This window comes from Luteipulveratus mongoliensis (assembly GCF_001190945.1).
Classification (GTDB): Bacteria; Actinomycetota; Actinomycetes; order Actinomycetales; family Dermatophilaceae; genus Luteipulveratus; species Luteipulveratus mongoliensis.
In genome coordinates this window covers 1,999,258-2,021,801 of the sequence record NZ_CP011112.1, presented here as the reverse complement: position 1 = coordinate 2,021,801, position 22,544 = coordinate 1,999,258, and the positions used below count along the sequence as shown (strand labels likewise).

At 69.1% G+C, this 22,544-nt stretch carries 24 protein-coding genes; 14 read left to right on the top strand and 10 right to left on the bottom strand.

Annotation, left to right across the window (positions count from 1 at the left end):
• Positions 1 to 21 precede the first annotated feature (21 nt).
• Complete coding sequence (locus tag VV02_RS09670) at positions 22 to 1,251, bottom strand: MFS transporter (protein ID WP_052591258.1); 1,230 nt, start codon at positions 1,249 to 1,251, stop codon at positions 22 to 24.
• A gap of 85 nt (positions 1,252 to 1,336) precedes the next feature.
• On the opposite strand from VV02_RS09670, the gene VV02_RS09665 reads away from it, so the two are divergent.
• From VV02_RS09665 to VV02_RS09650, 4 genes are read left to right on the top strand one after another with little or no spacing between them, the layout of a single operon-like run.
• Entirely contained in the window at positions 1,337 to 1,915 is a 579-nt protein-coding gene (locus VV02_RS09665; RefSeq protein WP_052591256.1) for a TetR-like C-terminal domain-containing protein, read from the top strand.
• A gap of 33 nt (positions 1,916 to 1,948) precedes the next feature.
• Complete coding sequence (locus VV02_RS09660) at positions 1,949 to 2,470, top strand: GNAT family N-acetyltransferase (RefSeq protein ID WP_052591254.1); 522 nt, start codon at positions 1,949 to 1,951, stop codon at positions 2,468 to 2,470.
• A 4-nt stretch (positions 2,471 to 2,474) separates the two neighbouring features.
• The gene (locus tag VV02_RS09655) at positions 2,475 to 3,836 is read left to right on the top strand and encodes a serine hydrolase domain-containing protein (RefSeq protein ID WP_052591252.1); all 1,362 of its coding nucleotides are present in this window, start codon (positions 2,475 to 2,477) and stop codon (positions 3,834 to 3,836) included.
• On the top strand, positions 3,833 to 4,600 hold the full coding sequence (locus VV02_RS09650) for a class I SAM-dependent methyltransferase (protein ID WP_052591250.1): 768 nt from the start codon (positions 3,833 to 3,835) through the stop codon (positions 4,598 to 4,600). The genes VV02_RS09655 and VV02_RS09650 overlap by 4 nt, the downstream gene beginning before the upstream one ends.
• A gap of 1 nt (position 4,601) precedes the next feature.
• Here VV02_RS09650 and VV02_RS09645 read toward each other — a convergent pair whose 3' ends face one another.
• Positions 4,602 to 5,150 (bottom strand): Uma2 family endonuclease, encoded by a 549-nt coding sequence (locus tag VV02_RS09645; protein ID WP_052591248.1) that lies wholly within the window; start codon positions 5,148 to 5,150, stop codon positions 4,602 to 4,604.
• Between the two features lie 104 nt (positions 5,151 to 5,254).
• On the opposite strand from VV02_RS09645, the gene VV02_RS09640 reads away from it, so the two are divergent.
• The 6 genes from VV02_RS09640 (at position 5,255) to VV02_RS09615 (ending at position 10,683) form a co-directional block, all read left to right on the top strand.
• Positions 5,255 to 5,902, top strand: a complete 648-nt coding sequence (locus VV02_RS09640) for a DedA family protein (protein ID WP_052591246.1) — start codon at positions 5,255 to 5,257, stop codon at positions 5,900 to 5,902.
• Positions 5,903 to 5,998: 96 nt separating this feature from the next.
• Positions 5,999 to 6,514, top strand: a complete 516-nt coding sequence (locus VV02_RS09635; RefSeq protein WP_052591244.1) for a hypothetical protein — start codon at positions 5,999 to 6,001, stop codon at positions 6,512 to 6,514.
• An 81-nt stretch (positions 6,515 to 6,595) separates the two neighbouring features.
• On the top strand, positions 6,596 to 7,282 hold the full coding sequence (locus VV02_RS09630; protein WP_052591242.1) for a FadR/GntR family transcriptional regulator: 687 nt from the start codon (positions 6,596 to 6,598) through the stop codon (positions 7,280 to 7,282).
• On the top strand, positions 7,279 to 8,043 hold the full coding sequence (locus VV02_RS09625; RefSeq protein ID WP_052591241.1) for a creatininase family protein: 765 nt from the start codon (positions 7,279 to 7,281) through the stop codon (positions 8,041 to 8,043). The genes VV02_RS09630 and VV02_RS09625 overlap by 4 nt, the downstream gene beginning before the upstream one ends.
• Positions 8,044 to 8,135: 92 nt before the next feature.
• Entirely contained in the window at positions 8,136 to 9,098 is a 963-nt protein-coding gene (locus tag VV02_RS09620) for a CE1 family esterase (protein WP_052591239.1), read from the top strand.
• A 28-nt stretch (positions 9,099 to 9,126) separates the two neighbouring features.
• Positions 9,127 to 10,683, top strand: a complete 1,557-nt coding sequence (locus tag VV02_RS09615; protein WP_052591237.1) for an AbgT family transporter — start codon at positions 9,127 to 9,129, stop codon at positions 10,681 to 10,683.
• A gap of 27 nt (positions 10,684 to 10,710) precedes the next feature.
• On the opposite strand, the gene VV02_RS09610 is transcribed toward VV02_RS09615, so the two are convergent.
• Positions 10,711 to 11,067 carry a hypothetical protein gene (locus VV02_RS09610; protein ID WP_052591236.1) on the bottom strand — a complete coding sequence of 119 codons (357 nt, stop codon included), beginning with the start codon at positions 11,065 to 11,067 and terminating at the stop codon, positions 10,711 to 10,713.
• A gap of 131 nt (positions 11,068 to 11,198) precedes the next feature.
• Between VV02_RS09610 and VV02_RS09605 the strand changes: the two genes are divergently transcribed.
• Positions 11,199 to 11,600: a hypothetical protein gene (locus tag VV02_RS09605; protein WP_052591234.1), complete on the top strand. Its 402-nt coding sequence runs from the start codon at positions 11,199 to 11,201 to the stop codon at positions 11,598 to 11,600.
• Between the two features lie 6 nt (positions 11,601 to 11,606).
• Here VV02_RS09605 and VV02_RS09600 read toward each other — a convergent pair whose 3' ends face one another.
• The 3 genes from VV02_RS09600 to VV02_RS09590 all read right to left on the bottom strand — a co-directional run bounded on the left by VV02_RS09600 (position 11,607) and on the right by VV02_RS09590 (position 14,805).
• Entirely contained in the window at positions 11,607 to 11,996 is a 390-nt protein-coding gene (locus VV02_RS09600) for a DUF779 domain-containing protein (protein ID WP_052591231.1), read from the bottom strand.
• 6 nt (positions 11,997 to 12,002) lie between these two features.
• Entirely contained in the window at positions 12,003 to 13,526 is a 1,524-nt protein-coding gene (gene exaC, locus VV02_RS09595) for an acetaldehyde dehydrogenase ExaC (protein WP_052591230.1), read from the bottom strand.
• A gap of 91 nt (positions 13,527 to 13,617) precedes the next feature.
• Positions 13,618 to 14,805, bottom strand: coding sequence for a GAF domain-containing protein (locus VV02_RS09590; RefSeq protein ID WP_052591228.1), 1,188 nt, complete (start codon positions 14,803 to 14,805; stop codon positions 13,618 to 13,620).
• Positions 14,806 to 15,215: 410 nt separating this feature from the next.
• Here VV02_RS09590 and VV02_RS09585 point away from each other — a divergent pair, with 410 nt between their 5' ends.
• Positions 15,216 to 16,376: a winged helix-turn-helix domain-containing protein gene (locus VV02_RS09585; protein ID WP_052591225.1), complete on the top strand. Its 1,161-nt coding sequence runs from the start codon at positions 15,216 to 15,218 to the stop codon at positions 16,374 to 16,376.
• Between the two features lie 12 nt (positions 16,377 to 16,388).
• On the opposite strand, the gene VV02_RS09580 is transcribed toward VV02_RS09585, so the two are convergent.
• Together VV02_RS09580 and VV02_RS09575 are read right to left on the bottom strand one after the other, a co-directional pair.
• Entirely contained in the window at positions 16,389 to 17,075 is a 687-nt protein-coding gene (locus tag VV02_RS09580; protein ID WP_052591223.1) for a LuxR C-terminal-related transcriptional regulator, read from the bottom strand.
• A complete protein-coding gene (locus VV02_RS09575; protein WP_083450508.1) occupies positions 17,072 to 18,337 on the bottom strand; it encodes an ATP-binding protein in 1,266 nt (421 codons plus the stop codon). Before VV02_RS09575 ends, VV02_RS09580 begins: the two co-directional genes overlap by 4 nt.
• A gap of 125 nt (positions 18,338 to 18,462) precedes the next feature.
• Between VV02_RS09575 and VV02_RS09570 the strand changes: the two genes are divergently transcribed.
• Both VV02_RS09570 and VV02_RS09565 read left to right on the top strand, forming a co-directional pair.
• Entirely contained in the window at positions 18,463 to 20,007 is a 1,545-nt protein-coding gene (locus tag VV02_RS09570) for a PspC domain-containing protein (RefSeq protein WP_157063347.1), read from the top strand.
• The gene (locus VV02_RS09565) at positions 20,004 to 20,693 is read left to right on the top strand and encodes a hypothetical protein (protein WP_052591220.1); all 690 of its coding nucleotides are present in this window, start codon (positions 20,004 to 20,006) and stop codon (positions 20,691 to 20,693) included. The genes VV02_RS09570 and VV02_RS09565 overlap by 4 nt, the downstream gene beginning before the upstream one ends.
• Here the strand turns inward: VV02_RS09565 and VV02_RS09560 are convergent.
• Positions 20,674 to 21,387 carry an NUDIX hydrolase gene (locus VV02_RS09560; protein ID WP_052591219.1) on the bottom strand — a complete coding sequence of 238 codons (714 nt, stop codon included), beginning with the start codon at positions 21,385 to 21,387 and terminating at the stop codon, positions 20,674 to 20,676. The two genes, VV02_RS09565 and VV02_RS09560, sit on opposite strands and share 20 nt — an antisense overlap.
• A 3-nt stretch (positions 21,388 to 21,390) precedes the next feature.
• A complete protein-coding gene (locus VV02_RS09555) occupies positions 21,391 to 22,521 on the bottom strand; it encodes a glycosyltransferase family 4 protein (RefSeq protein ID WP_052591217.1) in 1,131 nt (376 codons plus the stop codon).
• Positions 22,522 to 22,544: the final 23 nt, after the last annotated feature.

Below are 22,544 nucleotides of genomic sequence, written 5' to 3'. Positions count from 1 at the left end.
GACCGCATCGGCGGCGACCGCTCAGCCGGCTTCCTGCGCGCGGGCCTCGTCCAGCTCACCCGACTCGGCCCGGCGGCGCGCCCGGTCCCCACCTGAGGCGGTGACGACCAGCGCGATCTCCAGCACGGCGTACCCCAGCAACGTGTCCCGCAGGCCGTACTCCTGCACCGCGAGACCGGCGACGAGGGCCGGCACGCTGAACGCGGTGTAGCTGACCACGAACGTCGTCGCGAACACCTGCCCGCGCTCGGCCGGCGGGGTCGCCACGGCAATAGCGCCCATCGCGTTCTGGAACGTCGCGCCGAAGCCGAACCCGGCAATGGCGGAGGCCACCAGGTAGACCACCAGCGACCCGTCGAAGGCACCGATCACGCTGAGCACGACGCCGGCGCCAAGGGTGAGGTAGCCGGTCGGCCTGCGCGCGGCCTCCGGGAGCGCGTTCATGGACGCGGACCCGACCGCACCGGAACCGAACATGGCCGCAAGGACGACACCGGCGAGCAGATGGTTGTCGACGTGCAGCTCGTGTCCGACGACGGACGGGCCGAGCGAGAGGTACAGCCCCGCGAGCGCCCAGGTGGAGGCGAGTGCGGGAACCTGGGAGAAGAAGAGTGATCGCAGCGGACGTGGCACGCCGGCGCTCGGCCTCAACGATGCGGCGACGGCCCGCCAAGAGAGTCGCCGCTCGCCCGTCGCCTCCGGGAGGAACCACACGGCCGCCGCGAGGGCGACATCGAGCACGAGGAGCACCCAGTACACGAGGTATCGGGGGGCGAACGCGTACTGCACCAGAGCACCGGCGAGCACTGCTCCTGCAGCCAGGCCGAGCGTCGGCGCGCTGCTCGCGACCGTTGATCCGGTGCGCTGAGAGGGCTGGAAGTCGACGATCATCGCGCTGAGCGTGCCGGTCGCCGCGCCCGTGGCCAGGCCTTGGACGACACGAGCGACGAGCAGACCGCTGACGCCGTCGGCGACGATGAACAGCGCCATGCTCACCGCCAGAAGGAGCAAAGCGCCGATGACCACCGGCCGACGGCCGACGTGGTCCGACACCGAGCCGACGGTGAGCAGAGCGGCGAGGAGAGCGAAGACGTAGACCGCGAAGATCAGGGTCAGCGTCAGGGACGAGAAGCCCCACAGCTGTTGATAGACGGGATAGAGCGGCGACGGTGCGGCCGCTGCAGCCAGCAGGCTGGCCATCGTCACCGCAGCCAGCGGGAAGGCGATGCGCCTCGGGACAAGAACGGACATGACACCCCTTAAAGCAAGATGTTTTGCGTTAATGGAGAGTAGGCCTCTTTGACGCAAAAGCCAAGAGAGTGGCGATAATGGGCCAATGTCCCCCGCCAAGCACCCCCAACGACCAGGCGGTCGCAGCGCGAGAGTGCGCGACGCGGTCTACACCGCTGTCGGTCAGCTGATGGGCGAGGGCAGACCGGATCGGCTCACGATCCCGATGGTCGCCCAGCGCGCCGAGGTCAATCCCACGAGCGTCTACCGCCGATGGGGCGACATCGACACCTTGCTCGAGGAGGTGTCCGTCGCGGCGCTCACCCGCGAGGGCGACGAGCCCCCGGACACCGGATCCATCAGCGGGGACCTGACGCAGTGGGCGCAGATCATCGTCGACGACATCACTCGACCACAACGCACGCGCTACCTGCGCGCGATGGTGTCCGCTCGCGAGGCTGTCGAGTCGTGCCCGTGCTGGGAGCAGCGCCGCGGGCAGGCGAAGGACATGCTGGCGCGCGGCATCGAGCGCGGCGAGGTCGCGCCGACCGAGCACCAGGTGCTCGACCACGTCATCGCGCCGCTCTACCACCACGTGGTGTTCGGGCTACCGACCGACCGGGCGTACGCCGAGCGCCTGGTCGGCGATGTCCTCGCCATGGCGCGCCCCGCCGATAAGGCGTAGCCGCTCACCAGACGGACGTCGTACGGTCTGGCCATGATTCGGCTCATCCCGCCTACGACCGACCTCCAGGACGCCTGGTTCGAAGCAGTCGACGAGTTCGACGGTGCTCGGCTGCACGGGTTCTCGACGATGCGATGGGACCTGGACGAGCTGCGGAGCACTGACGTCTTCGCGTCCTTCGTCGCGACGCAGCACCGTGCACGCACCGAGCCGGAGGCGGGCTTCGTGCCGGCCACGCTCTACTGGATCGTCGACGACCTCGAGCCCGAGCGAGTGCTCGGCTCGCTCAGCCTGCGGCACGAGCTGAACGACTTCCTCCTCGAGGAGGGCGGTCACATCGGCTACGGCGTCCGGCCGTCTGCCCGCGGACGCGGTGTCGCCACCGGCGCGCTGCGGGCCTCGCTCGACCAGGCACGTGCACTCGGGCTGGATCGGGTCCTGGTCACCTGCGACGACGACAACGTCGCCTCGCGGCGCACGATCGTCGGCAGCGGCGGTGTGCTCGAGGACGTGCGGAACGGCCGGGAGCGTTACTGGATCGACCTGCGAGACTGATCGCGTGACCGCCTCACCTGCTGCCCCGTTCTTGTCTGATCGCCTCGCGAAAGAGCAAGCGCAGCAACGGCTTCCGTCCATCACGGCTGCCTTGCTGCGTGATGGTGACGTCGCGTGGGCGGGGGCCGTCGGCACGATCGACGGTCGCGCCGGCGGAGAGACGGCGACTCCGGACACGCAGTACCGCATCGGCTCGATCACCAAGACGTTGGTGGCAGTCGAGGTGATGCGTCTGGTGGCGGACGGCTCCGTGCGGCTCACCGACCCGATCGGTCGACACCTGCCCGAGCTCGCCGACCGCCTCGACGGAGTCACGGTGCTCGCTCTGCTGACCCAGTCCTCCGGGCTGCAGGCCGAGACGACCGGCTCGTGGTGGGAGCGCTCCCCCGGCGTCTCCTGGGACGACCTTCAGCCGTCAATTCGCTTGGTGCACAACCCTGGTCGGCGATTCCACTACTCCAACATCGGCTTCGCCGTGCTCGGCCGGTTGATTGAGACCACGCGCGGGCGGGGTTGGTTCGAAGTGGTTCGCGACGAGATCCTCGACCCGCTGGGGATGGCGCGGACGTCGTACGACGCCGTGGCGCCCAGCGCTCCCGGGCTGGCGGTCCACTCGCTCGCCGACCTCATCCACCACGAGCCGTCGCAGGACACCGGTGCGATGGCGCCGGCCGGCCAGGTCTGGTCGACCGTGGGCGACCTGTGCCGTTGGGCTGCGTTCCTGCATGGCGGCAACGACGCGGTGCTCCCGGACGACCTCCGGCTCTCGATGCACGCGCCGGCCGTGGTCTATGACGCACCCGGCCAGCCGTGGGTGCGCGCCTACGGCATCGGCCTCGATGTGTTCAACCGCGACGGAACCCACTACATCGGCCATGGCGGCTCGATGCCCGGGTTCCAGGGCGTCGTGCGCGTCGACGTCGAGACCGGCGACGGCATTGCGCTGCTCACCAACTCCACGGGCGGCCCCGGCCCGACCATCACCTGGGACCTGGTCGACCTGCTCGAGGAGCACGACCCTCGCCCGGTCGAGGCCTGGCACGCCGACCCCGACGCTCCGGCATCCGCTGGGCTCGTCGGCCACTGGCACTGGGGGCCGCGCCGCTTCGACCTGCGCAGCGCACCCGGCGGCGAGCTCGTACTGACGATGAACGACGGCGTAGGGACGTGGTCACGGTTCGTCCCGCAGGACGACGGCACCTGGCTCGGCCAGGACGACTACTGGGCGGGCGAGGTGCTGCGGGCACATGGCCCGGCCGAGCGCGCGGCGTACCTCGACCTGGGGAGCTTCCGGCTGACCCGTGACCCATACGACCCGGACAGCGACATCCCCGGCGGCGTGGACGGTCGGGGCTGGCACGCGTGACGAGGGCTTTCGAGGACCTGCTCGCCGAGGGTCAGTCGGTGCCGGTCGAGGGCTGGGACTTCTCGTGGTTCGCCGGTCGCGCCACCGAGGGACGGCCGCCGTGGGCGTACGCCCGCCTCCTCGCGGAGCGGTTGTCGTCCACGCCGGATGTGCTGGATCTGCAGACGGGAGGCGGTGAGGTGCTGGCCGGCGCACTGTCTTCTGCCGCGGCTGCGCCGGGCACCGTCTGCGCGACCGAGTCGTGGTCGCCCAACGCCACGCTCGCGACGCGGCGCCTCGACCCGTGGCACGCTGTCGTCGTGGAGGCTCCAGACGCTGGGCCAATCCCCTTTGACAGCAACGCCTTTCACTCAGTCGTATCTCGGCACCCGACCGTGACGATCTGGCCCGAGATCGCACGGGTGCTCGCTCCCGGCGGCACCTACCTGTCCCAGCAGGTCGGCAACGGCACGGTCCGCGAGCTCACCGAGGCGATGATCGGGCCGTACGACATCGGCGACGCCCGAGTGCCGGCGCGGCTGGCGGCCGAGGCAGAGGCAGCGGGGCTGGACGTGGTCGACCTGCAGGTGGCGTCGATGCCGATGACGTTCGACGACATCGCGGCTGTCGTGGTGTTCCTGCGCAAGGTGATCTGGATCGTGCCCGACTTCACCGTCGAGCGGTACCACGATCAGCTACGCCGGTTGCACGACCGGATCGTCGCGGACGGGCCGTTCCGGGCGACGTCCGAGCGCTTCTTGATCGAGTGCCGCAAACCGGCCTGAGCTATCGACCGAGCTGCGCCGGTGTCACCGTGACGGCGAAAGGCGAGGTGGCGTCGTACGACTCATCACCCTTGAGGTTCGCCCGCTCGACATAGCGACCCTCGGCAAGGTCCCACGCGATCAACGTGAGGGTGATCGGATCGATGACCCAGTAGGACGCCGCGCCAGACGCCTCGAACCGGTCACGCTTGAGCGTGAGGTCGTAGCGCCGAGTGCTCGGCGAGAGGATCTCGACCGCCAGAAGCGGTGCCGTCGGCAGGTCGCGGTCGGTGAAGGACGCTCGCGGGGCGACCAGCAGGTCCGGCTGCACGACGGTGTCCTTGGCGAGCGCGACCTCGAAGGGCGCGAAGATGACCTCCAGCTGGTCCGGGCATGCGGCAAAGAGCAGCCTGTAGAGACTGCCCACCACCCGCTGGTGCTGGATCGATGGAGCCGGCGTCACGACGAGCATCCCGTCGATGAGCTCATAACGGTGCCCGTCATCGGGCATCGCATCCAGGTCCGTCCGAGTGAACGGTCTGCTCTGCGGCAGCAGCGTCATGGTTCCCATCGTGCCTCCTCCTCGACATGCGGGCCAGCGTCGCAGAGCGGGACGGGCGAGCCGTTCGGCTATCCACAGGCAGCGAGGGGCGAGCCGCGGGGCACAATGCGGGTGTGAATGTTGAGCACTGGCTGGTGTCCGTCCCGCCGATCCTGGTCTACGTCCTGGCCGGCGGGGTGGTCGGTCTCGAGAGCATCGGCATCCCGCTGCCCGGTGAGATCGTGCTGGTGACGGCCGCGCTGCTCGCCAGCCGTCACGAGCTGGATGTCAGCCCGCACGGTGTCGCTCTGGCCGCGGTGGTGGGCGCGGTCGTCGGGGACTCGATCGGCTACGCCGTCGGACGGCGCTACGGCGACCGGCTGTTCGGGTTCCTCGGCAGGCGCTTCCCCGATCACGTCAACGACGACCTGCTGGCGTACGCCCGGCACTTGTTCAGCCGTTACGGCATGGTGGCAGTGTTCTTCGGGCGGTTCGTCGCCCTGCTTCGCATCTTCGCCGGCCCGCTGTCCGGCTCGCTGCAGATGGCGTACCCGAGGTTCCTGGTCGCCAATGTCTGCGGCGCGATCGCCTGGGCCGGTGGTACGACGTACCTCGTCTACTACGTCGGTACGGCGGCCGAGTCGTGGCTCAAGGGTTTCTCATTCGTGGGTCTCGGCATCGCCGTCGTCGTCGGCATCACGGCCTCGACCGTGCTGCGTCGGCGCGTGCAGCGCAACGTCGAGGCGTACGCCGCCGCACGCCGGGCGGCCGAGGGCGTCTGAGCTCTCCCGACCTCGTCGTGCTCTGCGGCCGTACGGCTGCCGCGCTTGCCCCGTGCGCCGTAGTCTGCCGAGAACGGCAGCTGGGGAGGCTTGGCGATGGCGGTCACGGACTGGTTCCAAGGTGCCGGAGTCGTCATCGCGCTGGGCACGGCAGGTATCGCCTGGCGGCAGGCGCAGGGCGCGAACAAGATCGCCGCCCGGGCACTTGAGCTCGAGACCGAAGATCACGTCGTGCTCTGGGCTGACAGCATCCCCACCCGTGGCGTCCTGCGACTCACGAACATCGGGCTCCATACCGCGCTGGACGTCGAGGTGGCGTACGTGATCAACGGTGTGGTGCTGCCGCCGGAGACGTTCGGAGACGTCCCCAGCGGTGGACATGTCGACCTCGATGCGACCGCGGCGGCAGATCGGGACGCCCGGGAGAAGGCGCGGAATGCTGTTGAGAGCATCAAGGCCGTGCGGGCCGCGATGGAGGGCCAATCACCACCTACGGAGCACACATTCGTGCCGAGCAGCGCCTTCGAGTGCCACGTCACGTGGAAGTCCCCGGCGGGGCGTCGCGGCGAGCAGACACTGGAGCACGGCGCCCTCGACTTCACGGGCGACTGACGCTGGTCAGCGGCTGCACTCCCGGCCACGACCAGCGATGTGACCCTTGACACATGATTGACCAAGTGATTTATTCACTTTATGAATCAGCCGCGCCCTTCCTTCTCCGAGCAGCTCGCCGACGACATCGTCGCGCTGATCCGCGCTGAGCAGCTGACGCCCGGAGACGTGCTGGAGTCCTCGCGTGACCTGGCCAAGCGCTTCGACGTCACGACGCCGACCGTGCGCGAGGCCCTGCGTCGGCTCGAGGCCACCAACGTGGTGGAGCTGCGGCACGGCTCGGGCACCTACATCGGACCCGGTATCGACCGCAGCGTGCTGGCCAACCCGCACCGTCGGCTGATCACCCGAGAGGCCGTGCTGGAGCTCGCTGAGGCACGACTCGTGCTGGAGCCCGGGATCGCCGCCGCTGCCGCGCGCGAACGGGACGATGCCGCACTGCGGCGGATGGAGCAGGCCACGGCCAACGCCCTGAACCCGCCCGCCAAGGACGTCCGCCCGATCATCAACTTCCACATCGAGCTCGCCGGCGCGACGGGCAACCCGCTGGTACGCCAGACGGTCGAGGCCCTCCTGCACGTACGCGCCCACGAGCAGACCGAGATCCGGTTCCGCTACGACGATCGGCAGCGCGACCACACCGAGCACCAGCAGATCCTCGAAGCCGTTCGCGATGGCGATGCCTCCGCAGCACACGACCTGACCCGCGACCACCTCACCACGATCCGCGACTCGGTCGCGGCCGCGGACTTCGAGGACCGCTCGTGACCACGCACCGCATGGGCGAAATGACCACGCTCGAGATCGCCGACACCGTGCCGTCCCAACCGATCGTGCTGCTGCCCGCGGGTGCCTTCGAGCAGCACGGCCCCGGCCTGCCGATGGCGACCGACCTCATCCGGGCCGAGCGGGTCTGCGCGCAGGTCGCGGACCTGGCGGGTGGGCGCGCCCTCATCGGCCCCTCGATCCCGGTCGGCGTCTCGCCGCATCACCTGGCGTTCGCCGGCACCATGTCGCTGTCGACCACGACCTTCGCCGCCGTCGTACGCGACTACCTCCTCAGCCTGCACCGGCACGGCTTCCGTCGCGTGCTCGTCGTGACCGGTCACGGCGGCAACAACGCCGCGCTGACGACGGTCGCGCAGGACCTGCTCGTCGAGCTGCCCGATCTGGAGCTGGCCTGGACTCCACTCACCACTCTGGCTCGCACTGAGGTCGCAGCCTTGGATCCGAGCGAGGTGCACGGTCACTCCGGAGAAGCCGAGACGGCCCAGATGCTCACTCTCGCACCAGAACTCGTCCGCACGGATCTCCTCGAGCCCGGCACCACGACGCTCGACCAGTTCGACCCCGTGAGCCGCGTGGCTCGTACGCACGGACAGCCCACCCTCACTCTGCCCTACGACCGGCTCAGCAAGAACGGCGTGCTGGGCGACCCCAGGCGCGTCACACCTGAGGACGGCGAAGCGATCGTCCAGGCCATCGTCCAGCGCATCACCACCTTCATCCAGGACTGGGACACCGCCTAGCCCCGTCACCCACCCCCGCCGGCGTCGCCCTCCTCGGTCCGACGCCCATCCCGGCCTGCCTCCGCACGAGGCAGCCACCGAAAGGAACGGCAATGTCAACGAAGACCAGCCGCTTACGGCGCACGGTCGTCTCGACCTTCAGCGTCCTTGCTCTGAGCGCAGCCGGTGCCGGCGCCGCGACCGCCGAATCTGCTTCAGCACCAACCGGATCCGGATGGTCGACTGGCTGCGGGATCGGCTCCGCCCCGGTCGACGGTCAGCACACGGTCTCCAGTGGCGGCCGAGCCCGGACGTACGAGCTCCACCTGCCCGCGGGCTACCGCACCTGGCGCGCGTGGCCGGTGGTCATCGCCTACCACGGGCGCGGCAACACCGGTGCCGGCACGCAGGCGTTCTCGGGTCTGGACAACCTGCCCGCGATCGTGGTCTATCCCAACGGCGTGATCGGTACCGGCGACGGCGAGCGTCAGGCCTGGGAGGGCGCGCCCTACTCAGCCCCCGGCGTCGACGACGTCGCCTTCACCGGCGATCTCCTGGACAGCCTGGAGTCCGACCTGTGCGTCGACACTCGCCGCGTCTATGCGACCGGCAAGTCCAACGGCGCCGGCTTCACCGGCATCCTCGCGTGCGAGCTGTCCGACCGAATCACCGCGATCGCCCCGGTCTCCGGAGCGTTCTACCCCACCGGCCGCCCCTGCAACCCCAGCCGACGCGTCCCGGTCATCGATTTCCACGGCACGGCCGACACCACGATCCCGTACGCCGGCGATGCCGACCGCGGACTCCCCGCGATTCGCGACTGGGTCGGGGCATGGGCCGACCGAGACGGCTGCCGCACCCGTCCGCACGAGACGCGAGTCGCGTACGACGTCGCGCGGTACGACTGGCACGGCTGCCGTAGTGGTTCGGACGTCGCGCACGTCGCGGTTGTCGGCGGGGGTCACACCTGGCCCGGTGAGGACAGCTATTCCGGCGGCGGCTACGCCACCCACAGCATCGAGGCCCACGACGTGATGTGGACCTTCCTCCGCGGTCAACGACTCCCCCGGCACTGACCCCGCCTGCACCCACGAGGAGCCCGAGATGTCTACTCCCACAACGCAGTCCACCGGTTCGCAAGATGGCCCGGCCGAGCTGCCGCGCACGCTGCGTGCACTGGCTGTGGTCGAACGTGCCGGCAACGCGCTGCCCCACCCGTTCTGGCTGTTCTGGATCCTGGCCGCGATCCTGGCGGTCATCAGCACCGTGCTGTCCACGATGGACGTGTCGGTGGTGTCGCCCAAGGACGACAAGACCGTCGTCGTCCGCAACCTGCTCAGCGGCGACGGCCTCGCCATGGCGATGTCGACCGCTGTCGAGAACTTCGCCACGTTCGGGCCGATGGCCACGATCGTCGTCGTGATCATGGGTGTCGCCGTCGCCGAGCGGTCCGGCTTCCTCGCCGCGCTCATGCGGGTGTCCGTCTCACGCGTACCGGCATCGTGGGTGGTATTCGCCGTCGCCTTCGCCGGCACGGTCTCGCACGTGGCGAGCGCCGCGGCGTACATCATCCTGGTTCCGTTGGGAGGCATGGCTTTTCGAGCGGTAGGCAAGTCGCCGATCCTCGGCATCGTGGTGGCGTACACCGCGATCGCGTCGGGCTACGACGCCAGTCCGATCCCGACGCCGAACGACACGATCTTCGCCGGCATCACCACCACCGCAGCCAAGATCGTCGACCCGGGCGCCTCGGTGTCTGCGGTGAGCAACTGGTACTTCAACATTGCGTCGTCGTTCGTGCTGGCCACGGTGATCACGCTGGTGACGCGGTGGGTGCTCGCCAAACGGCCCGACCTTGATGCCGACCCCGACGCCGACCTCGACGACGTGGCCGATCTGCGTCTGTCCCCGCGCGACCTTTCCGCGGTGCGCTGGGCAGGTGCGGCGGCAGGCATCCTGCTGGTAGCTCTCGCGATCGTGGTCATCCCGTCCGGCTCTCCCCTGCGTGGCGAGGGCGGCAGCCTGGCCGACTCACCGTTCCTGGACGGTGTCGCCGGCATCGTCGCGGTGCTGTTCACCGTCGTCGGCGTGGTCTACGGCTGGAGGTCCGGATCGATCAAGGCACCCTCGGACGTGCCCACGCTGATGGGTGAGGGCGTGAAGCAGATGGCGCCAGTTCTGGTGCTGTTCTTCGCGATTGCCCAGTTCCTCGCCTACTTCGACTGGACGCACCTCGGGGACGTCATCGCCGTCTCGTCAGCGGACGCGCTCAAGACCAGCGGCATCCCGATCGTCGTGGTCTTCCTGCTGATCCTGGTGGTGATGTCCGTCGTCAACGTCCTGGTGACCAGCGGGTCAGCGATGTGGTCGATCGCGGCGCCCGTCGTCGTACCGATGCTAATGCTGCTCTCGGTGCCCGCTGAGACCACGCAGGCGCTGTTCCGGATCGCTGACTCCGGGTCGACGGCCATCACGCCCATGAGCCCGTACTTCGTGATGGCGCTCGGCTTCCTGCAGCGCTACCGCAAGAACGCCGGCATCGGGACACTCGCGTCGTACACGCTGCCGCTCGCCGTCGCGATGACCACCGTGTGGACGCTGCTCTTCCTGGCCTGGTGGGCTCTCGGCATCCCGCTCGGACCGGGCGCACCGGTGCGCTGACCTGGTGGTCGTCGGTCGTCGCGGGCGTCAGTTCCAGCCCGCGGCGACCACCACGTTGAGCACCGCCAACCAGCCGGCGGCACTGACCATGCCCGGCTCGTGGCCGCCCTTCTTCTCACGGACCCGGGCGACCTCGACGAAGGCCAGGACCGCGATGGCGACCAGGAGCTTGAGCCCGAGCTTGTTGTGGTCCGGCACCTTGTCCAGTGAGTCGACGGCCTCGCCGAGACCGGCGAGCACGAGTCCGGTGACCAGCTGGGTGCGGGCACCCCACACCATCAACGGACCGGCGGTCGGCGAGGAGAAGACCGCGAAGAAGCCGCCGACCAGTGCCGCCATCCCCAGCAGGTGGATGACGACGACGAGGTCGTACACGACGTCCATGACGAGAGCCTAGTCAGCCAATATTCACCGGGTGATGTAAGTCTCGCGAACCCCCCTGAGCAGTAGCGTGACTCATCAGTAGCGAACCCGCGACCGCCTGTCGCGGTGCCTGCGAGACAAGGGAGTTACTGATGGCTCACCCCACCACACCCAAGGCAGTTCCCAGCTCATCTCTCAACGCCCGCCAGGAGCTCCTGGTCTGGGTCGTCGCCGACCTCGGCTTCCTGGCAATCCTGCTCGTGCTCAGCGCCGTCTTCGCGCCGGACGACTCCTCGTTCCCCGGTCCTGACTGGCTCACCGCGCCGATCCTCGGGTGGATCGTCGGACACATCGTGGCGGCGGTCGTCCGGCCACAGAAGATCACGACGCCTTCGCTGGCCGTCCTCGCCGTCGGTGTCGTCCTCGTCGCGTTGTGCAGCGTCGTCTTCCAGGGCGACTGGGTCGCGTTCGGGCGCGGTGTCGCCGGCTTCGTGATCGGCCTCGGCGGCGGCATCCTGATCCTGCGCGCCTGGCTCGCCCAGCGCCACAGCTGACCTCGTCTACAGCAGCCGGAGCGCCTCCAGCTCGGGCGCGGTCATGAGACGGGACCGGATCAGGAATCGGACGCCCTCGGGCGCCTCCAGACTGAATCCGCTGCCTCGTCCCTTGACCACGTCGACCGTGAGGTGGGTGTGCTTCCAGTACTCGTACTGGGAGACCGACATCCAGAACGGGATCGGCTTCTCGATGCCGTCCACCTCGAGGTCCTGCAGGAGTACGTCTGCATCACCGGTCATGAACTCCCCCTCCGGGAAACACATGGGTGCGCTGCCGTCACAGCAGCCGCCTGACTGGTGGAACATCACCGGCCCGTGCCGACCGACGAGGTCGCGCAGCAGCTGCGCGGCCTCGTCGGTGACCGCCACCCTTTCGGGAGTCGTGTCGCTCATCGCGGTTTAGAAGAACCCCTGTGCGTCCTGGGAGTAGGACACGAGCAGGTTCTTGGTCTGCTGGTAGTGGTCGAGCATCATCTTGTGGTTCTCCCGTCCAATGCCCGACTGCTTGTAGCCACCGAACGCGGCATGCGCTGGGTAGGCGTGGTAGCAGTTCGTCCACACGCGGCCGGCCTTGATGCCCCGACCCATGCGGTACGCCCTCGCACCGTCGCGTGACCACACACCGGCACCCAGGCCGTACAACGTGTCGTTGGCGGTCTTGAGCGCGTCGGCCTCGTCGTTGAACGGGGTGACCGAGACGACCGGTCCGAAGATCTCCTCCTGGAAGATCCTCATCGAGTTGTCACCCTCGAAAACCGTTGGCTGCACGTAGTATCCGCCGGCCAGGTCGCCTTCGAGCTTGGCCTCCTCGCCACCGGTGAGGACCTTGGCGCCCTCCCTCTTGCCGATGTCGAGGTAGGACTTGATCTTCTCGAGCTGGTCGTTGCTGGCCTGCGCACCCATGGTGGTCTCGGTGTCCAGCGGGTTGCCCATCTTGATCTTCTCGACGCGCGCCACGGCGTCCTTCATGAAGTCGCTGTAGATGCTCGACTGCACGAGGGCACGCGACGGACAGGTGCAGACCTCGCCCTGGTTGAGGGCGAACATCGCGAAGCCCTCCTGCGCCTTGTCGTAGAACGCGTCCCGCTCCGCCGCGACGTCCTCGAAGAAGACGTTCGGGGACTTGCCGCCGAGCTCCAGGGTGACCGGGATGATGTTCTGGCTGGCGTACTGCATGATCAGCCGGCCCGTGGTGGTCTCACCCGTGAACGCGACCTTCGCGACACGCTTGTTGGACGCCAGCGGCTTGCCGGCCTCCGTGCCAAAACCGTTGACAATGTTGAGAACTCCGGGCGGAAGCAGATCGCCGATGAGCTCGATCACCTTGAGGATCGACCACGGCGTCTGCTCGGCCGGCTTGAGGACGACCGCGTTGCCGGCGGCCAGCGCGGGCGCGAGCTTCCAGGTCGCCATCAGGATCGGGAAGTTCCAGGGGATGATCTGGCCGACGACGCCGAGCGGCTCGTGGAAGTGGTAGGCGATCGTGTTCTCGTCGATCTCGGAGACGCCACCCTCCTGAGCGCGCAGCGCCCCGGCGAAGTACCGGAAGTGATCGACAGCCAGCGGCAGGTCGGCCGCGAGAGTCTCGCGTACAGCCTTGCCGTTGTCCCAGGACTCGATGACCGCGAGGTCCTCGAGGTTCTTCTCGATCCGGTCGGCAATCTTCAGCAGGACACCCGCACGCTCTGCGGGTGAGGTGGTGCCCCACTTGTCCGCTGCGTTGTGCGCGGCGTCCAGGGCGGCCTCGATGTCCTCGGCCGTACCGCGCCCGACCTGGGTGAAGACCTCGCCGGTCTGCGGGGCGTAGTTCTCGAAGTACTCGCCCTTCTTCGGAGCGACGAACTCGCCGCCGATGTAGTGGCCGTACTTGTCCTCGACCGCAATCTTCGAGCCGGAGGATCCCGGCCGCTCGTACACCGTCATTGCTGCACTCCCATCACCGTTGGTGGCTGAGTCGTCTCGTGATGTGACGCTAGACACACAGACGTTGCAGGAAGGTTGCGTGCTGCTCGGCTCAGCCGAGCTCGGTGTCGATCCGATCGACCTGAGCCTGGGCGAGCCGGCGCATCGGCGAGGCCACGGGCAGGGCGGCGTTCAACGCCTCCCATGCGGTCAGGTCATCGGCACCCCAGACGCTGCGGGTCCAGGTCGACAGCAGGTCCGCCCGACCGCTGCTGACGACGGCGTTCGCCAGGGCGAGGTGTACGCGATCGCGCACCTTGACCACGCCCGGCGCGTCCGAGTGAGGCAGCAGCGGGCCTCGGTAGGCGCGTACGGCACCGATCACGTCGCCCACCGCGAGACGCGCCTCGATGGCGGTCCAGTCGGTGACCAGATCGGCGTGTAGTCGGTAGGGCCGCGAGCGCAGCACGTCCTCGCCCAGCACCCGCTTCAGCCGGATCGTCTCGGCCCGAACAGTCGAGTTTGCAGTGCCGGATTCGTAGAGACCGCAAGCCATTTCGTCGCCAGAGAGGCCGTCGGGTGCCTCCGCGAGCAGCACGATCATCTCGCTGTGCCGTGGGCCGAGCCGGTGCCCGCGCCCACCGATGTGGACCTCGGCGCTGGCTCGACCGAGCCCGCTCGCCTCGAGCCGCGGACCGCCGCTCCCTCCGGGCAGGACGAGGCGGGGATGCTCGAGGTCGGGGCGCGCGAGCTCGATCTCGGCGAGCCGAGCGGCGGCGCGCAGCATCGCCATGGTCTGGGGTACGACGATCTGGTCGCCTCCCGTGACGTCCAGGATGCCCAGCAGCGCGCCCGAGCTGAGGTCGTGGATCGGCGCCGCTGCACATGACCACGACTGCACCGACGACCGGAAGTGCTCGGCCCGGATGACCTGCACCGGGCGGTCCAGCGCGAGTGCTGTCCCTGGAGCATTGGTGCCCGCGACACGTTCGTCCCAGGAGCTGCCCTCCACGAAGCCGATGCCCTCCGCGCGACGCAGGGTGTCCGGCGTACCGCACAGCCAGAGCAGCTGACCGTGCTCGTCGGAGACCGCCATCAGGGCGTCGCTGGCGCGGGCCGCCTCTCCGAGGACGTCCTCCAGCAGCGGGATCGCGAGCGAGAGCGGGTGGGCAGCGCGGTAGTCGCCGAGCTCGTCATCGGGCAGCGTGATCGGCGCCTCGCCCTCGTCGACGCGTACGCCGGCGGCCGCGGAGCGCATCCACGACTCCGTCACCATCGGTCGCACGACGTTGTGACCCATCTCCCCAGTAGACCTCGCGGGCCGGTCCCTGTCACCCGTCCGACCAGGTAGGTCCCGCTGGTCGAGTAGCCGGAGCGCCAGCGGAGGCGTATCGAGACCCGCGACCGCGCGCACCCGGTCTCGACACGGCTCACCTCATCGACCAGCGATGGTGGCATGGGGTGTGAAGAGAAGCTCAACTTTGTTGTAGATGTGTACAACGACGTTGAGCTTCTGCACGAGACCCCTGTCCGCCCATCGCTGGTCGAGTAGCCGGAGCGCCAGCGGAGGCGTATCGAGACCCGCGACCGCGCGCACCCGGTCTCGATACGGCTCGCCCAGGGGCTCGCCTACTCGACCAGCGGTGGTTGGGCTCGCCCACTCGACCAGCGGTCTGGGGTGCTGTCGGTGGTGGGCTCTAGCGTGCAGCCATGCCGGTTGCTGCTGCCCTGACCCAGGCCGAGGCGCGCCACATCTGGATGCGCGCTCAGCGGCTGGACTCGCGTGATCCGTTCGGCGACGCCGGCGAAGGCGCAGTGAGCGCCGCCGTCGATCAGCTCGGCTACGTCCAGATCGACACGATCAACGTCATCGAGCGGTGCCACCACCACATCCTGTGGAGCCGCATCCCGGACTATCGGCCGGCGGATCTTCAGCGGGCGCAGGCGCGCGACAAGAGCGTCTTCGAGTACTGGACGCACGCCCTGGCCTACGTCCCGACCGAGCGCTTCCGCTACTCACTGCCGCAGATGCGCGCCCGGCGCACGGCCCCGATCCCGTCCTGGTACTCCTCCGTCACCGAGGACGACGTACGCCGGGTCGTGCGGCAGATCCGTGCCGACGGACCGCTGACGATTCGGGATTTCAAGAACGACGCACTGGTCGAGAAGACTCATCTGTGGGCCAGCCGCAAGCCGTCGAAAGCCGCGCTCGAGCTGGCCTTCGACCGCGGACTCCTCACCGTCAGCGGACGCGACGGGATGGTGAAGACGTACGACCTGCCGGACCGGCACTTCGGCTGGGAGCGGGCGCCGCGGCCGGCGACCGACCGGCAGGTGCAGGCCTTCCAGCTCGACCGGGCACTGCGAGCCCAGGGTGTGGTGAGCGTCGAGTCAACGACGCACCTCCAGAAGCTCCCGGCGAGGGTGGCGATGCGCGAGATCATCGAGAGGCGGGTCCGTCGAAAAGAGCTGGTACCAGTGGCAATCGACGGCGCAGAGAAGGTCGAGCACTGGGCGGAGCCGGCCACCCTGGACGTCCCGCCGCCGCCGCCGGTCGAGGAGCTGGTGCACGTCCTGTCGCCGTTCGACCCGCTGGTGATCATGCGCAAGCGGCTGTCGTCGTTCTTCGGCTACGACCACGTCTTCGAGGCGTACGTGCCGAAGGCCAAGCGGGTCTACGGCTACTTCACGTTGCCAGTGCTCGTGGGTGATGAGGTCGTCGCCGCGATCGACCTGAAGACCGACCGTGACCAGCGCAGGCTGCTGGTGCAGCAGTGGACGTGGGTCGGCCGTGGCAACGCCCGAGATCACCAGGCGGCGATCGATGCAGAGCTGACCCGTTTCGAGCGCTTCCAGCTCGGCGACGGCTGACGCGCCCGCACGTCAGAGCAGGCGGCGGGCCATCGCCCACGACGTGAGCTCGTGCCGCGACGACAGCTGCAGCTTGCGCAGCACTGACGACACGTGGGTCTCGACCGTCTTGATCGAGATGAACAGCTCCTTGGCAACTTCCTTGTACTGGTAGCCGCGGGCGATCAACCGCATCACCTCACGCTCACGCGCGCTCAGCCGGTCCAGCTCCTCGTCCACCTCGGCGACCTCACCGGCCGTCGCGCCGAACGCGTCCAGCACGAAGCCGGCCAGCCGCGGCGAGAAGACCGCATCGCCATCAGCCACCCGATGGATCGCCGTGATCAGGTCCGCCGGCGAGATGGTCTTGGTGACGTATCCCCTTGCGCCAGAACGGATCACGGCGATCACGTCCTCAGCGGCGTCGGACACGGACAGGGCCAGGAAGCGTACGGGCTCACCGGCCTCAGTGGTCAGTCCCGCACAGCCGGTGACGACGTCGGAGCCACCGTTGCCCATGCCTCCGGGCAGATGAACATCCAGGAGTACGACGTCCGGTCGCGTCTCCCGGACAACAGCGACTGCCGCCTCGACGTCGGGTGCCTCACCGACGACCTCAGTGGTCTCGTCCAGCTCGGCCTTCACGCCCGACCGGAACATCCGGTGGTCGTCGACGAGCACGATCCTGATGATGCGTGGTGGTGGCTTCTCAGCAGTCATGACTGAACCTCCTCAGCTGATCCTTCTGGACGAGACTCGGGCCCTGCTCCTTCTGGAAGCGGCAGGCGCAAGGACACCTCAGTGCCATCCTCTCGCCGTCGCACCGTTGCGGACCCCCCGTGCCGGTCCATTCGGCCGACGATCGACTCCCGGACACCGAGCCGGTCCGACGGCACAGCGTCCAGGTCGAAGCCGGCACCGTGGTCACGGACGAAGGCTTCCACCTCACGCTGGCCGACCTCGACGTACGCCGAAACGGGCGGCTGGGCATGGCGTACGGCGTTGGCCATCGCCTCGCGCACAGCACGCACCAGTGCGGCGCCGTCGTCGTCCAGCGGGCGGTCGCCGGTGACGACCAGGTCGATCGGCACGCCGTGCATGTCCTCGATCTCGTGCGCCGCGGCCGTGACCGCAGAGGCGAGGGTGGCAGCGGCGGGCGACTCATCGGCGTACAGCCACTGGCGCAGCTCGCGTTCCTGGGCACGCGCCAGGCGCTGCACAGCCATGGGGTCGTCCGATCGACGCTGGACGAGCGCGAGGGTCTGCAGCACGGAGTCGTGCAGGTGCGCCGCGATGTCGGCCTTCTCGGTCGCCCGGATGCGCGCGGTCTGCTCCCGCCGGAAGTCGTCCCAGAGGCGGATCACGAACGGCGCCGCGAGCAGCGCGGTGCCAACCAGGACCACGAGGGTCGCGATGGCGACGTCCCGAATGCCCGACAGGCCACGCCCTTGCGAGGCCACGAGAGCAAGGCCGCTCAAAACGAGCAGGCTGCCAATTCCTATGCGTACCAACGACTCTCGGCGAGTTAAGTCGCCGGCTGCCAGCCACTGCTCACGCCGCGAGCGGTCCAACATCGACCAGGTGATCAGGAGGCCGGCGCCGATCGCGATCACCGGAAGCACGACACGCGGCTCGATGTTGGCGCCGATGAACGCCGACGCGCCCAACGAGCCGAGCACGATGACGCCGCCGATCAGCAGCAGGCTCTTGGGGATGTTGCGCGGGTGGAATGGCGCTCCGGCTTGCTCCCCCTGCGGGATCGTCAGCCAGAGAAACCCGTAGATCACCAGGCCGACGAAGAACACGCCCGTGACCACGAAGAACACGCGGACCGCCATGACCGGCACACCGAGGTGACGGCTCACTCCCTCGGCGACGCCGCCGAGCACGCGCCCGTGTCGCGGGCGGAGCAGAGGCGGTCGCTCGGGCAGCACGGCCCCGGGCAGGGGTCGGGGTGCGCCGGGCGCGGTGGGGCTGGACATGACCCCATCCTCGCGCAGGATCGGCGTGATTCCGACCATCGAGGGCCATCCCCAGGGGTCCGTCAGGGGCACTTCAGGGTCGACCCTCATGGCTGCGAGCCCGCTCAGGCAGCACAGTGGAGACCGTGACAGACCAGACTCCTCCCCCCGGCACAGGCCAGGCGCCGCCACCGGACTCGGGAGCTCAGACGCCGCCCACCCATGACCCGTCCGGTTCGCACTTCGGCTGGCAGCACGGCCAGAACTCGCAGTCTTCGCACTCGGACGCCTTCGACAGGTTCCTGAACGGCGTACGCGGCGTCGGTCTGGCCCGCAACTCCGACGACAAGTGGATCGCCGGCGTCTGCTCCGGCATCGCCGACCGGCTGCGGGTGGACCCGCTGATCGTGCGAGCGGCGTTCATCCTGCTCGGTCTGATCTTCGGCGCGGGCGTCTCGCTCTACCTCATCGCCTGGTGCCTGCTGCCGGACCGCCGCGGCTCGATCATGCTCGAGCGCGCCACCCGCCACAGCGACGGCGCCGCCATCGGACTCATGGTCGTCACGATCGTGGTCGTCGGCTCCGGCTTCGGCTGGCTGTGGGGCTGGGGCGACGGCTGGGGACCTGGCCCGATCGTTCCGCTGCTCGTGATCGGTGGCGCCGGCTGGCTCTACCTGTCCCGTGACAAGCACCAGCAGCCAGGCGCCCCGTCGGCGCCGCAGCCGTACGCTGCCTCCTCTCCCGCGCCGCAGCCCTACAGCGGGGCGAGCCCGGCCCAGCCGTACGCCGCCACCTCCTCCCAGCCGTACGCCACCTCCTCCCAGCCGTACGCTTCCTCGCCGCCGCAGTACGCGCCGACGTCGACGGGCAGCCGTACGCCTGGAAGTGCGAACGCGCCCACCTTCACGCCCGCCGGTGGCACCAGTCCGGTGAGCAGCGAGCCGACGTCCTCCGGTGCAGGTGGGGCGACGCCTCCCAGCGACACGGGGGTGCCGCCGTACCAGTCAGGCCCCTGGACACCGAGGCCGCCGCGCGCTCGTCGTCGCAAGGTCGGTGGCGGACTCACCCTCGCGCTGCTCGGCCTCGCCGCTGCCGGCGGCGGTGCGACCGCCCTCATCCTCGACCAGACGTCGTACGACGACGTGTCCGGACGCGTCGGTATCGCCGCTGCGCTCGGTGTGGTCGGGCTCGGCGTGTTCATCGCCGGCGCACTCGGGCGCAGAGCGACCTTCGCCAGCCATATCGGCGTCCTGCTCGCCCTCGTCACCGCGGTCCTGATGATCCTGCCCAAGGGGCTGAGCCTGACCGGTTCGGCAGGCGACGAGACGTGGACGCCGACGGCCGCCACGGTGGCCTCGGGGCAGCACTACGAGCTGTCGGCCGGCCAGGGCAAGCTGGATCTCTCCCGTCTGGGCAAGCCGACCACGCGCACCGTCGTGCCGGCCAAGATCTCCTTCGGCCATCTTGAGGTGCACGTGCCAGCAGGCGTACCGGTCGAGATCCGGACCCACGTGGGCATCGGCTCGATCGACCTGGACGACAGCATCGAGAACGAGATCGGCTGGAAGTCCTCGACCGGTGGGACCGACCTCAACCGCACCATCCGCGTGGGCACTCAGCCCGCAACCCTGGTCATCGACGCCAACGTCGGCATCGGCCAGATCTCGATCGAGAAGGAGCCGGTCCGATGAATACCCAGGATCCGTCGGACGACCGCCCGACCACCGACCCGATGCTGCCGACCTGGCGCGCCACCCCGACGGGTTCCGCTGAGCCGACCGAGTCGGCTGCCGCTGAGCCGACGGAGTCGGACGACCGCACCGAGGCTGTCGTGCCCGTCGACCGCACCGAGCGCGTCGAGCCTGTTGCTGACAGCGAGCCGGCTGAGCCCGCCGAGGCGACCGAACCGACCGCCGAGACTGAGTCGACCGACGAGGCTGAGGCGACTGAGGCGACCGCCTCGGCTGACGCGACCGAACCGGCTGACGCGACCGAACCGGTCGATGACGAGCCGACAGCCGACGCCGCAGCCGAGCCGGTGCACGACGACCAGGACGACACCGTGACGCTGGCCATCCCGCCGGACGTCAAGGAGCCGGACCCCACGGCCGTGAAGAAGCCCGAGGCGACCTCGACGCCCGAGCCGATCCCGACATACGCCTCAACCCCGATGCCGCAGCGGTGGATCAAGGGGCCGGCGCCGCTCACGGTCGTCACCGGAGTGCTGCTGATGGCGCTGGCGGTCTTCTCGATCGTGGTGCATACCCGCGACCTGGACATCACCTGGTCGGTGGCCGTGCCGGTGGCCGCGATCGCTGCGGGACTGCTGCTCGGCGGAGCCGGACTGACGAGCGTCCTCAGGCGAGAGAACGAGTGAGCAGCGGTCTCGCCCAGGTCGCGATGTCGGCCTGGGCGAGCTGCTCGTCCGTCATCCAGGCGGCGGCAGCGGTCGTACCGCCGACGTCGTGCACGACCGGCTCCGTCGGTGCCACGCAGACCGCGCGGTAGACGAGACGGATCGCGTGGAAGTCCTCGAGCCGCCGACTCGGCGCACGCCCGACCCAGTGCTGGGTCACCACATCCAAGGCGCCGGCCAGCCTGACGTGCTGGCCGCTCTCCTCCCAGACCTCACGCACCACGGCGTCGTCCGGGTCCTCACCGTCATCGAGGCCACCGCCCGGCAGACCCCACTGCCCCTGGGTCGAGGTGCGGTGCGACGCCTGACTCATCAGCGTGCCGCGCGTGCTGGTCACGACCGCGTAGGCCGCGACGCGCTGGTAGCGGATCGGCAGCTCACCCTCCATGATCCGCAAGCCGTCGTCGCGCGGGACGTCGTACGCCGGGGGCTCGGTCTTGGGGGCGCGGCTCACCCGGTAGTCGAGGGCAATCTCCAGGGTCGGCGAGCGCAGCGTGCTGATGCTGACCAGGCCGCTGGGCTCCCAGCCCTGCGCGCGCAGCACCACCTGCGGGTCGTCACCGTGGCGCAACCACCGCTCGTGGCACAGGCTGCCGCTGCGGTCGACACCGCGTACGTGTACGCGTGGTGGTCTGGTGATCGCCCGCTCCGCCATGGCTCAGCTCCCCCTATGCCGCCGCTGTGCCGTTGCACGCTCATAGAGCGCGATGGTCTCCCCGACCACGGACGGCCAGGCCTGTGCCGGCGGCGTAGTCACATTGTGCCGCCGCATCTGCTGTCGCAGGGCCGTGTCCTGACCAAGTCGTGCAATGGCCGCCGACATCTGGGTGTCGTCGTCGACCAGCAGCCCGTTGACTCCGTCGGTGACGAACTCGGTGATGCCGCTGTGCTTCGGTCCGATCACCGGCAGCCCGGTCGTCCGTGCCTCCAGGGCGGCGATGCCGAACGCCTCGAGGTCGGCGGGTGCGATGTAGAGGTCGGAGTCGATGTACTCGCGATGCAGGTCGTCCCGGGAGAGGCGACCCGGCAGGTTGACCCAGCTGGCCGCGTCGTGGTCGGCGACCCATCGCTCCATACGCCCTCGCTGCTGACCCTCCCCCAGCACCTCGAGACGGATGTCGACGTCGGGCGCGAGCTCGCGCGCCTGTTGCATGACCTCGAGCAGCTGAACCGGACGCTTGCGGGCGGCGAGCCGCATGGCCGTCACCACGCGTACGAACTCGTGTGGATGACGGTCGACGGCAACCCAGCGTGCGACGTCAATCCCGTTGGGCAGCACCGAGATCGGCACATCCGGACCGACCATCTCGTGCAGGGGTTCGGCCGCCACGGACGACACCGCAGAGAGCGCGGCGCCCTTGGCCGCCCAACGACCGACGTAGCCCATCACCTTGACCGCGGGAGCCACCCACGCGAGGACGCAGTGCCAGGTCACGGCGGTCGGCATCCCCAGCCCGAGGAGCACGCGGACGCTGTCCATCGAGAACGGGCTGACCACGCCCATGTGGACGTGCGCGACGTCGAACCCGCCGGAGCGCAGCTGGCGACGCAGCTCGGGTGGGGCGAACGGATTGATCGGCATGTCGCCCGGCAGTGGGATGGCCAGCCGGTGCACGGTGATGCCGTCGATCACCTCGGTGACCTGACGTGCGCCGGTGTCCGAACGGGTGGCGGTGAAGGCCTCGACGGTGTGCCCGGCTTCCCGAAGATGGCGCGCGAGATCGTGGACCTGCACCTCGATGCCGCCCAGTCGAGGCAGATAGCAGTCCGACAGCAGGGCCACCTTCACGGGTTACAGACTGTCATGCGCCA